At 59.4% G+C, this 11,698-nt stretch carries 7 protein-coding genes; 4 read left to right on the top strand and 3 right to left on the bottom strand.

Annotation, left to right across the window (positions count from 1 at the left end; translation table 11 throughout):
- The first annotated feature begins 160 nt into the window (after positions 1 to 160).
- The 4 genes from AC0L2O_RS33030 (at position 161) to AC0L2O_RS33015 (ending at position 6,113) form a co-directional block, all read left to right on the top strand.
- Positions 161 to 1,135, top strand: coding sequence for a nodulation protein NodZ (locus tag AC0L2O_RS33030; protein WP_473372684.1), 975 nt, complete (start codon positions 161 to 163; stop codon positions 1,133 to 1,135).
- Positions 1,136 to 2,064: 929 nt separating this feature from the next.
- Positions 2,065 to 2,832: an SDR family NAD(P)-dependent oxidoreductase gene (locus AC0L2O_RS33025; protein WP_473372707.1), complete on the top strand. Its 768-nt coding sequence runs from the start codon at positions 2,065 to 2,067 to the stop codon at positions 2,830 to 2,832.
- Between the two features lie 184 nt (positions 2,833 to 3,016).
- A complete protein-coding gene (gene nifA, locus AC0L2O_RS33020) occupies positions 3,017 to 4,831 on the top strand; it encodes a nif-specific transcriptional activator NifA (protein WP_473372683.1) in 1,815 nt (604 codons plus the stop codon).
- A gap of 424 nt (positions 4,832 to 5,255) precedes the next feature.
- Entirely contained in the window at positions 5,256 to 6,113 is an 858-nt protein-coding gene (locus AC0L2O_RS33015; protein ID WP_473372682.1) for an electron transfer flavoprotein subunit beta/FixA family protein, read from the top strand.
- A 446-nt stretch (positions 6,114 to 6,559) separates the two neighbouring features.
- Here the strand turns inward: AC0L2O_RS33015 and tcuC are convergent, their stop codons facing one another.
- The 3 genes from tcuC to fcl form a co-directional block, all read right to left on the bottom strand.
- Positions 6,560 to 7,894, bottom strand: a complete 1,335-nt coding sequence (gene tcuC / locus AC0L2O_RS33010) for a tricarballylate/proton symporter TcuC (RefSeq protein ID WP_473372681.1) — start codon at positions 7,892 to 7,894, stop codon at positions 6,560 to 6,562.
- A 735-nt stretch (positions 7,895 to 8,629) separates the two neighbouring features.
- Positions 8,630 to 10,456, bottom strand: a complete 1,827-nt coding sequence (glmS, locus tag AC0L2O_RS33005; protein ID WP_473372680.1) for a glutamine--fructose-6-phosphate transaminase (isomerizing) — start codon at positions 10,454 to 10,456, stop codon at positions 8,630 to 8,632.
- Positions 10,457 to 10,690: 234 nt separating this feature from the next.
- Positions 10,691 to 11,653, bottom strand: a complete 963-nt coding sequence (gene fcl, locus AC0L2O_RS33000; protein ID WP_473372679.1) for a GDP-L-fucose synthase — start codon at positions 11,651 to 11,653, stop codon at positions 10,691 to 10,693.
- Positions 11,654 to 11,698: the final 45 nt, after the last annotated feature.

The raw sequence follows: 11,698 nt of genomic DNA, 5'->3' as shown, positions 1-11,698 counted from the left end.
TGACCCTCTTGCATGACCTGCCAATCGCGGTGCGTGCAGGATGAGTTTGCGGGTTAAGTGACTTGCGTCCAAGTGACCAGCGCCCGGCGTGGATCGGCATCGCAGATGAGTTGGTGCGCCACACAGAACTGAGCTCGCGCAACGAGAAGGCTTTGATAACTTGACGAAGGAACGCTTTGTTGTTTCTCGGAGGCGCACCGGCTTTGGTGATTGCCTCTGGTCGTTGGCCTCAGCCTGGTCGTACGCGCAGCGGACCGGGCGAACGCTCGTTATTGACTGGCGCGGTTCCTGTTATGTCGACCAACCGTTCAGCAATGCCTTTCCGGTGTTCTTCGAGCCGGTTGAGCAGATCGCTGGTGTGCCGGTGATTTGCGATGACAGGGTCAACCAGCTATCGTTTCCCGGCCCGTTCTTCCCGCCCTGGTGGAATAGGCCGTCGATCGACTGCATCAACCGTCCCGACGAGCAGATCTTCCGAGAACGTGACGAACTGACCGAGCTGTTCCAGGCAAGAGACGATAACGAAGCCAACACCATCGTCTGTGACGCTTGCCTGATGTGGCGCTGTGGTGAGGAAGCCGAACGACTGATCTTTCGGAGCCTCAAGCTCAGGTCTGAGATTCAAGCGCGGATCGACGCCCTGTATGAGCAACACTTTAGCGGCCATAGCATGATCGGCGTTCATGTTCGGCACGGCAATGGCGAAGATATCATGGGGCACGCTCCGTACTGGGCCGATTCGGAGCTCGCCCTTCGTCAGGTCCGCATGGCAATCGGAAAAGCCAAGGCTTTGCCATATCCGAAGCCTGTAAAGATCTTCCTGTGCACCGATAGCGCACAGGTGCTCGATCACGTATCGGGCCTGTTTCCCGATATCTTCGCCGTACCAAAACGGTTCCAGGCCGATCGGGCAGGGCCGTTGCATAGCGCGGAAATGGGAATTGAAGGTGGAGCTTCCGCTCTCATCGACATGTATCTTCTCGCGCGATGCGCCACCGTGATCCGCTTTCCTCCTACTAGCGCCTTTACGCGCTATGCCCGTCTGCTCGTGCCACGCATTATTGAATTCGATCTGAGCAATCCGGAGCATTTGACCCTGGTCGATAATCCATACGAGCATTTCGCTGCTTCATGAAGCCGCGAATCTGAACGAGCCTGAGCAATCGTCGCCTGGATCGTCGGCCTGATACTGCTGGCTTCCACAGCATCGAGTTTCGCAACGTGTCCCAGGAACGGTGGATGGCGAGTTCCGTCCGCAGATGAGGGCTGACCCGCGCACTATCCGGAACGCATTGCGGCTGGTACGGCGAACGCCTGGCGAAGCGTCGGGCAATGCCGGCGAGCGTCGGCGGCCTTGTCCCGCAATGTGTCTGGCCGCCACCTGTAAGTCGACTGGCGCGGAAAAGGTGATCTCCCGTCATCACTGGGCCCGAACGGTTCGCTGGCCAGGCGCTGAAGAGCACGGCAATGGTGTTCCGGGCCGCCGAGGAAATCTGACCTAGCAGACGGTCACGTCAGAATGTCCCAGCAGCAAGGACGCGCGTCCGGTAGTTGGGTCGCCGTTTCTGCGTAATCCTTTCGCGGTCAGCTCGTCTTCTGGACTAGCGGCCTTGTTCATCCGTTGGTTGCGAAATACGTTCGGCCGCAGCTGATGAAGGCACGAGCCTCAGCCCATCGATGTCGAACCAGAGCCGCATCTGCGCCGGCCTCCAACCGCCGAGACCAAATTGGACGAACTGGCCATCGGTCCTGATCTCCGCACAAGGCAGCTGATCTATCTCCGCCAACTCGAATGAGCCACAGACCACCCCTGGAGTGCGACGCGGCCAACGCGCCCGGGCGCTCGACGCGGCGTTGCTGTTGTCGAAAAGCAAACAGGCCAGATGTTCAGAACCTGCCATTTGGGTCACAAAATTGCGCCCCTTGTGCCCTGCGTCGCCTTGGCCCGGATCCTGCACCAGGTGCACAGGCGACGGGAGCGGATGGGAGCCGCCTGTGAATCTAGGTCTACCAGATGACAAAGCGGTCGTAGCTCAATCGTCGGAAACGGACCCTGGCGGTCCAATTCACGCCGATCGATCGGGCCGCCCGCTGCGCGAGCGAAAGACGCTGGTATTGACTGGGGCATCGCGCGGTATCGGCCGAGCCACCGGAAAATTGTTTTCGAAAGCCGGTTGGCGCATCATTTCTTGCGCGCGCCAACCATTGGACGCGGCGCGCCGCCCATCAGACTCAGAGGGCGACAGCTATATCGAAGTCGACCTGGGCGATCATCGGATGCTGCCGCGCGTGATTGCCGAGATCAAGGAGCGCCTTGCTGGCGCACCGTTGCACGGACTGGTAAACAATGCCGGAAACTCACCAAAAGCGGCAAACGGTACCAGGCTGACATCGCTGGCGACCTCAGTCGACACCTGGATGAGCGTGTTCCATCTCAATCTGGTGGCACCGATCCTACTCGCTCAAGGCCTGTTCAACGAACTAAAAAGGGCGTCAGGCTCGATCGTCAACGTGACGTCGATCGCCGGCTCGCGGGTGCATCCATTTGCAGGGTCGGCATATGCGACTTCGAAAGCTGCGCTCGCTTGTCTCACGCGCGAAATGGCGCACGATTACGCCGCGCATGGCATTCGCGTCAATGCGGTCGCGCCCGGCGAAATCAAGACGGACATTTTGTCGCCTGACACGGAAGCGCATCTTGTGCCAAAGATCCCACTCCGCCGAGTGGGTACACCCGAAGAGGTCGCCAAGGTCATTTTCTTCCTATGTTCAGATGCGGCAAGTTATGTCACCGGCGGCGAAGTGCCGATCAATGGCGGGCAACACTTATAATTCAATCCCTAAAGAGCCCCGGCTGTTCTGAGCTTCATCGATGGAAGTCATGTTGGCCGGAGTGAATTCGCGCAGCAAGTTGGAAAGAACAAAACGGCAGAGCTAGCCACTCTAAGTGCTGCCGACGTGCCATGAAGAAGGGTAATCTCTCGTCCCGCCCTGAGAACTGGATGTCAGATCGGGCATGCAACACGAATCCAACAAGTCCGATGAGGAGGATCAAGAAAGGAACGGAGAAGTCGTCATGCTAGACAGCATTTCCCTGCGGGAAAAGCCAAACTCAACCTCCGATGCGGACGCTTCCGCTTGTATTGTGCGGTCGCAAGAGGAATCGCTGAGCACGATTGTTGAAATAGCGCACACGCTCACTGGCCTATGTCGGCTCGAGGCTAAGCTGGCGAGCGTCATCGAGCGTCTGGGATCGCTCGTGCAGATGCGGCGCGGCATCGTATGTCTGTTCGAGCATGACGGCGGGCCGGAGATCATCGTAGACGACGGCAGGAGCGAAGACCGCGATGCGCGCTGCGGGTTGCGCTTGCCGCAAGGAGCAATCGATCAAATCGTGGCGTCGGGGCAGCCGCTCATCGTCGAGAACGTAGCGCTGCATTCGGCCTTCAGTTCTTCGGAGGCCGATATGTTAGATCCCGACGGTCATACGCGCGTTGCGTTCATCGGCGTTCCCATAAACGTCGACGACAAAGTTGTGGGTACGCTGAGCATCGACCGCATCGCGGACAACGGGACGCGTGCGCAGCTCGAGGACGACGTCCGCCTGCTGACGATGGTCGCCCGGCTGCTGGGCCAGACGGCGAAGTTGCATTGCTTGTTTGTGCGCGATCGCGGGCGCCTTATGGACGAGGAGTTCCGGCTGCAGAAGCAGCTGTCCGAGCTCAAGCCCCATGGGCGGGACCGTAAGAAGGTCCAAGTCGAGGGAATTATCGGTGACAGCCCGGCGCTGCGCGCGCTACTTGACAAGATCGAGGTGATCTCAAAATCGAATAGCACGGTTTTGTTGCGTGGCGAGTCGGGTACCGGCAAAGAGCTGGTCGCGAAGGCTATTCACGAGCGTTCAGCGCGCGCCAAACGGCCCTTTATCAAGCTGAATTGCGCAGCCCTCACGGAGACCGTGCTGGAATCCGAATTGTTCGGACACGAGAAGGGGGCGTTTACGGGCGCATTCAACGCGCGCAAGGGGCGCTTCGAGATCGCCGACAAGGGAACCTTGTTTCTGGATGAGATTGGAGAGATCTCGGGCTCGTTCCAGGCTAAGCTCCTGCGCGTGCTTCAGGAGCAGGAATTCGAGAGGGTGGGCGGCAATCAGACAATCAAAGTCGATGTCCGCGTGATTGCGGCCACGAACAAGAATCTTGAAGAGGCGGTGGCAAGGAACGAGTTCCGTGCCGATCTCTATTATCGCATCAGCGTGGTTCCGCTGCTATTGCCGCCGCTGCGGGAAAGACGCACCGATATTCCGCTTCTCGCGGCTCGTTTTTTGAAAAACTTCAACAATGAGAACGGCCGTGCTCTGGTATTCGATTCAAGTGCGATTGAGGTCCTCATGAATTGCGGATTTCCCGGTAATGTCCGCGAACTCGAAAACTGCGTGCAGCGGACCGCGACGCTAGCGCAAGGATCGTCGATCGTTAGAGATGATTTTGCGTGCTGCTACGGGCAGTGCCTGTCGGCCTTGCTATGGAAGTGTGGTCCGGCGGAAATGGCGCGACAGCCGAGCCCGACAATCGCGCTGCCCGCGAGGCTGAGCATGCCGGCAACGCAAGCCGTGACACCCGTTCAGCCGGTCAGCAGCGAGCCGACACCGCTGGGGCCGCCCGGGCGCCCCGTGGTGGGTGCCGCGAAAGTCACCGATCGCGAGCGCGTCATCGCGGCCATGGAAAGATCCGGGTGGGTACAGGCGAAGGCGGCGCGCCTGCTAGGACTGACCCCGCGCCAGATTGGCTATGCCTTGCGAACACACGGCATCGAGATCAAGCGCTTCTGAACAAAGCGTCGGGCTCGCTCCCTCCCTTTCTCTTGCTCGGCCGACTGGGATAGGAGGGCACGGAAAGGGGCGGTCGCCAGCTCGGATGCACGACGCGAATGCTAGCCTCATGCCTTGGGTTGGGATTCGCTCGCTGGCGACGCGTAAGGCGTCTTCGCGTCGGCCAGCCTTGTCATCTTCTGTTCGCAAGCGTGCTCGCCCTGAAAGTGGCTTGGCGTCGAACCGGCAACCTGATCGCTGCGGCTCGGTTGCTGGCCGTGACTCAGATCAGCTCGAGACCCGCTCGCAAACTGTCGCGGTTGTGACAACCGGCTCGACGTCAGGCGTCATTCATCGCGTTCCTTTCTTGTTGGCGGAGTGGCCGGGGGGCGGTGGTATGACATTTGCTGCATCGACAGTCGGCTCGGCATCTTAGGAGAAGTACATGCATAGCATCGTCTGCATCAAACAGGTCCCCGACTCTGCGCAAATCCGCGTGCACCCTGTTACGAATACGATTATGCGCCAGGGTGTGCCGACAATCATCAACCCATATGACCTCTTTGCACTGGAAGCTGCGCTCGAGCTAAGAGATAAATTCGGCGGCGAAATAACCGTCCTGACAATGGGGCCGCCATCGGCCGAAGAATCTCTGCGAAAGGCACTGACATTTGGTGCCGATCGCGCTGTCCTGCTCACCGACCGTAGCTTCGCGGGCTCCGATACGCTGGCGACGAGTTACGCGTTGGCGTGCGCGATTCGCAACATCGGGAAGGAATATGGCCCACCGGACGTCATATTCACTGGCAAGCAGACTATCGACGGCGATACGGCGCAAGTGGGACCTGGCATTGCAGGGCGGCTCGGGATCCAGCAGCTTACTTATGTTTCCACAATCAAAGCGTTGGACTTCAAGCAACGTACCATCGAGGCCGAACGGCGCTGCGAAGGAGGCGTCCAGGTGTTGCGTTCCAAGCTGCCGTGTCTCATCAGCATGTTAGAGGCAACAAATCAAATTCGCCGTGGTGCAATGGTAGATGCCTTGCGTGCCGCCCGTACCCCAATCGTAAAATGGAGTGCCCAAAGCGCCGGCGTGGACGACATGGCCAATTGCGGTCTGAGGGGATCGCCGACCGTCGTCAAACGTGTTTTCGCGCCCTCCGCGCGAGCGGAGAAAGCGACGTGGGTGGAGGCGGCCGAGCAGCCGGCGCAAGCATTGATCGACGCTATGCTCAAGCGCAACCCTATGCTCGAAACGGAGCTCGCACAGCTCGCCTCATCCGCGCAAGCTCGCGGTGCGTGAAGTCGCGGCTGATCGAGCGGAGAAGACGACTCGCTACGCTAACGTTTGGCGCTACCTGCGAGATGATCAGTGCACTCGGTAATTCGCGCTGTCCGACGATGTGGGCGGTCGATTTTTGTGGCAGCCGCACAGAATATCAGGCGTGGAGCTCGCGCGAGGAATCTCGGTCGGCGCGCGAGATCTGCCGTGTTTTGCGCGACTGCAAAGTGCGGGTAGCGCACAGTCCGACCACAGGACGGAATTGAGGTTAGCTGATAAGCTCAGCCCCCCGGTCAACATCACCGCCAGTTCGTGCCGATACTGCCCCAGATCACATAGGAAGAACCGTGTCGGGCAGAACGGGCCGCGCATCATCGTGTAAATCACCGCAGGGATAGTCGCGCACCAATTTCAGTTCAGCCTTGGCCGTCAACGTCCCGCGGGCGCGCGTGCTAATGCGTGGTAAATTACGCGCTCACGGCATGGTTCGACCGCTCGGGTCGCAACGGCTTCGCAACTCTCTTGGTCTTTCCTGGATAAACCGTGAGTGCGGCGATAATGCCGAGCAAAGCCGCAAACATCAACCAGAAACCGGGCGAGGCCTTGTCATCGGTCCGGTCGATGAGCCAGGTTGATGCAAGCGGCGTAAACGTGCCAAAGAGAGCCGCGGCGAGTGCGAAGGCCAAAGAAAAGCAGGTTGTGCGAACGTGCTTCGGCACGATTTCGACCAGAGCGCCCAACATGGCGCCGCTATAGGTGCCAAAGTAAAACGAGAACATCATCTCCACTATCAGCATCTTGCCAAAGCTTGGATCGGTTACAAGCCAAGACAACGCTGGATATACGGTCACCAACGCAAGGCCGGCAATGGTCAGCAAGACGGGCTTCCGGCCGATTCTGTCTGAAATCGCGCCGCCAATTGGGTTCCAGATGAAGTTCGTCACCGCGACCAAAAGCGTGACCAAGAGCGTGTTCTGCGAGGACAACTGCAATACGTGCCTGCCGAAGGTAGGCGTGTACACCGTCACGAAATAGAATGTCGTGGTCGTCAGCATTGCGATCATCATGCCGAGAATGACGATGCGCCAGTTCGCAAGCGTGGAGGCAAAGACCTCGCGGGCCGTTGGGTGGTTCTTCATGACCAGAAACTCCGGAGTTTCCTCCAGCGTCCGGCGCAGGAAGAAGATAAGCGGTACGATCAAGCAGCCAAGGAAGAAGGGGATCCGCCAGCCCCAGGCGGCAACCATTTCGGCCGGAAGTGCTTCGCTCAAAAAATATCCGATAAGAGCCGCGACAAAGATCGCAACCTGCTGGCTCGAGGACTGGAACGATGTGTAAAAGCCGCGGTTGCCCGGAGTGGCAATCTCAGAGAGGTAGACGGAAACGCCGCCAACCTCAACGCCGGCAGAAAAGCCCTGCAACAGCCGTCCGAACAGCACAATCGCGGGTGCGGCAATGCCGATCGTACCATAGCCGGGACAAAAGGCGATGATAATGGTGCCAATAGCCATGATCGAAAGCGTGATGATCAGGCCTTGCCGACGGCCAATCTGGTCGATATAGGCTCCAAGCACGATCGCGCCAACAGGTCGCATCAAGGCACCCAACCAGAACACACCGAAGGTGTTAAGCAGTGAAGCGGTTTCGCTTCCTGATGGAAAGAACGCGTTTCCGATGGCACTGGCGTAGAACCCGAACAAGAAGAAGTCGAACTGCTCGAGGAAGTTGCCGCTCGTGGCACGTAAGATGGCGCCAATGCGCGATTTGGCATTTGAGGCGTGCGCAATGGGCGCTGGTGACATGGCGAGTATCCTCTCGATTTTGAACTGGCCGGTTGCGGAGAAAATCTCACGCCAGCCGCGTGCAGGTTCATGGCCGCGAATCGGCCATCAGGGCCCTATCGACCAAACCGTAAGCGCCTGACGTTTCCGGCATATTTTCGGCAACTGCCGCAAATTCTCACAATTTTCGCTCGTTATTCCGCTCGTGCACCAGGGGTGACTCTCAAGCTGCTGAAGCGTCGGGCAATTCTCGGTGACACGGTTGTTGTCTCTGGCGTGGCCGAAGTTCTCATCGAGCGCACCGATATGCAGTAAAAGGGGAAGGACGAGATCCGTAGCATACGAGCCGCAGGGAGGAGCTCCGTGAGATGTCGTGCTAGAACAGCTCGCGAGCCTGCGATTGAGGCCGAGCTGCCCTAGCATCTCACCCGATGTCGAGCGATCTCGATATTGCTCAACTTAACCTGAGGTTTGACGGAAAAGCTTTGGTGAGCGCGCTGGCGATCAAGCCCGCCCGATACCGCCGATCGCCATGCTCGGAAAGAGCCACGTTGTCCTGCGAGCAAGGCGCACCTCGTACTTCGAGGGGGCGCTCCGGTTCGAATGCGGTCCAAACGCCGTCTGGCCAAGAACAGGCACAAGCCTCGCCAGTGGCATCGGGGCCTGAAGCTGGGCGGCACATCGTGATTCGGTCCGACCGCGGCTTGCGCGCATTCGGAATCTGACCACGACGACCCCGGGTCGCGTCACCTTGCCTTATTCGACGGTTACCGATTTGGCGAGGTTTCGGGGTTGGTCGACGTCCGTGCCCATGAGGATGGCCGTGTGGTAGGCCAGGAGCTGCACCGGAATCGCATAGACAATCGAGGTAAATGTCGCTCCCATCTCCGGCAGCACAATGGTCGCGAGTGAATTCATGGACACCTCTTCGGCTCCCCTAGCGTCCGTTATCAAGATGATCTTGCCACCCCGTGCGGCGACCTCCTGCATGTTCGAGAGGGTCTTTTCGAACACCCGGTCGGAAGGAGCGATGACGATTACGGGAACGCTCTCGTCGACCAAGGCGATCGGGCCGTGCTTGAGCTCTCCGGCCGCATAGCCCTCGGCGTGAATATAGGAAATCTCCTTAAGCTTCAGTGCCCCTTCCAGAGCCAGGGGAAACGACGTGCCGCGACCAAGATATAGCACGTCTCGCGATTTGGTGATGTCGCGTGCGAGGTTCTCGATCTGCGGCTCGCTGGCAAGCGCCGCGCTAACTAACCGAGGAAGTTCGATCAGCTCGCGTACAAGATCGATGCTGTCGCTCTCCGACAATTCACGGCGCGCCTCACCCGCAGCGAGCGCAAGCGCGGCCAGGACAACCAGCTGGCATGTGAACGCCTTGGTTGAGGCAACGCCGATTTCGGGCCCCGCGTGTATCTGCAATACCGTCCCGCTTTCGCGCGCAATGGTCGAACTCAGTACGTTCACGATCGAAAGGGTATGCAAACCTTGCGATTTGGCATAGCGGAGTGCGGCCAGCGTATCGGCCGTCTCGCCGGATTGCGAGATGAAGATAGCAAGATCTCCCTTGCGCATCGGCGCCTCACGATAGCGAAATTCGGAGGCGACATCGAGCTCGACCGGAATGCGAGCCAGCCGCTCGAACCAGTATTTGGCGATGTGGCCGGCGTAGCCTGCCGTACCGCAAGCCGTGACCGAGATTTGTCCGATCTCATTGAAGTCGAACGGAAGCTCCTGCGGCAGTACCACGCTCTCGGTGGCAATATCGACGTAATGCGCAAGCGTACGCCCGATCACCTCTGGCTGTTCGTGGATTTCCTTCGCCATGAAGTGGCGGTATTGTGCTTTGTCGACGAGAACCGACGACGCGCCAGAGTTCACCACCTCCCGGCGGACGACTGTGCCTTGTGCGTCGTAGACCACGCTGAAGTTGCGGTTGAGCACAGCCCAATCGCCATCCTCAAGGTAGGTGATCACGTCGGTAAGAGGCGCGAGCGCGATAGCATCCGATCCGAGATACATTTCGCCTTCGCCATGCCCAATCGCGAGTGGTGAGCCCTTGCGCGCACCGATCATGAGGTCGTGTTGACCCTTGAACAGGATTGCAAGCGCAAACGCGCCCACTAGCCGCGGCAGCGACGCTTTTACTGCCTCCTGCGGCGAGCAGCCATTCCTCAGATGAGAGTCGATGAGATGCGCCACCACCTCGGTGTCTGTCTCAGAGGCGAAACAAGCGCCATGCTGTTTCAGCTCCGCGCGCAGCTCGCGGAAATTCTCGATTATGCCGTTATGGACGACCGCAACATTGTCCGTTGCATGCGGATGAGCATTGTGCTCGGTCGGCTTACCGTGAGTAGCCCAGCGCGTGTGCCCGATCCCGACATGGCCTGAGAGCGGATGGCAGCGAACGCGCGTCTCAAGGTTCCGCAGCTTCCCTTCGGCGCGTCGAAGCTCGATCTGATTTCCTTTGAGCGTTCCGATGCCTGCTGAGTCGTAGCCGCGATACTCCAGTCGTTTTAGTGAATCGATGAGACGATCCGCGACCGGACCGCGCCCTAAGATGCCGACAATTCCGCACATGCTAATCAGTTTACCTCAAGTTCAACACAGAGCAGGCCGGAAGGCGCGCCTGACCAATTCGCTCGCTATAGTATCGGCCAGTCGAGCCGTGCCTGCCCTCCATCTGGCCGCGTCACCAGCAGGTGCGCGAGCTCCAAGCAAAGCGTGGAGCCCTATCGAAGTCTCCGGAAGAATCCTAAAGCAACTTTCTGGCAATCGGACAATGAGCCCCGTCAGAAGCTGGCAGCTGCATGATTACCTCCTTCTGTCCGATGTAGCCGATAGCGCCAAGAAGGTTTGGTAGGTCTGCCGCATTCCATCTGCAAGCGATGTTCTCGCGCGCCAGCCGAGCTTAGCGAGACGGCTGACATCGAGCAGCTTGCGCGGCGTGCCGTCGGGCCGGGAGGCGTCGAAACTGATTTCGCCGCGGTAGCCGACGATTTCGGCGACGACACGCGCGAATTCGGCGATGGTGATGTCCTCACCGGTGCCGATGTTGACCAGCTCCGCGCTCGAATAGGTCTTCATCAGGTGCACGCAGGCGTCCGCCATGTCGTCGACATAGAGGAACTCACGCCGCGGTGTTCCGGTGCCCCACACCACGACGCTCTTGGCGCCCGCGACTTTCGCCTCGTGGAAGCGCCGGATCAGCGCCGCGACGACATGGCTCAGTTCGGGGTGATAATTGTCGCCGGGACCGTAGAGATTGGTCGGCATCACGTTGATGAAGTCGCTGCCGTACTGGCTGCGATAGGCCTCCGCCATCTTGATGCCGGCAATCTTGGCGATCGCATAGGGCTCGTTGGTCGGTTCCAGCGGGCCTGTCAACACCGAGTCCTCGCGCAGCGGCTGCGGCGCCAGCTTCGGATAGATGCAGGACGAGCCCAGAAACATCAGCTTCTCGGCCCCGTTTTGATGCGCCGCCTGGATCACATTGGCTGCGATCGCGATGTTGTCGTAGATGAACTGGGCGCGCAGCGTGGCATTGGCGACGATGCCACCGACCTTGGCGGCGGCAAGGAATACGACTTGCGGCCGCGTTCTCGCAAACCAGTCGAACACGGCGGCCTGATTGCAGAGGTCGACCTCGCGCCGGTCCACCGTCACGAGATTCACCTCCTCGCGCGCCAGCCGGCGCACCAGCGCGCTTCCGACCATGCCGCGATGGCCGGCGACGTAGACGCTTCTGCCCTTCAGTTCAAACGGTGCGTTTGGCACTGCCAGCGTCCCGCTTTGCTTCGGCCAGATCGCTCGCCATCATCT

The organism is Bradyrhizobium sp. Kon10, from assembly GCF_055807395.1.
The sequence above is the reverse complement of the archived record's forward strand: the minus strand, read 5'-3'. Positions and strand labels throughout refer to the sequence as shown.

Excerpts from the sequence above, each read along its gene's own strand:
- AC0L2O_RS33015 (WP_473372682.1), top strand. The coding sequence starts at position 5,256 with ATGCATAGCATCGTCTGCATCAAACAGGTCCCCGACTCTGCGCAAATC.
- nifA (WP_473372683.1), top strand. The coding sequence starts at position 3,017 with ATGCAACACGAATCCAACAAGTCCGATGAGGAGGATCAAGAAAGGAAC.
- glmS (WP_473372680.1), bottom strand. The coding sequence starts at position 10,456 with ATGTGCGGAATTGTCGGCATCTTAGGGCGCGGTCCGGTCGCGGATCGT.
- tcuC (WP_473372681.1), bottom strand. The coding sequence starts at position 7,894 with ATGTCACCAGCGCCCATTGCGCACGCCTCAAATGCCAAATCGCGCATT.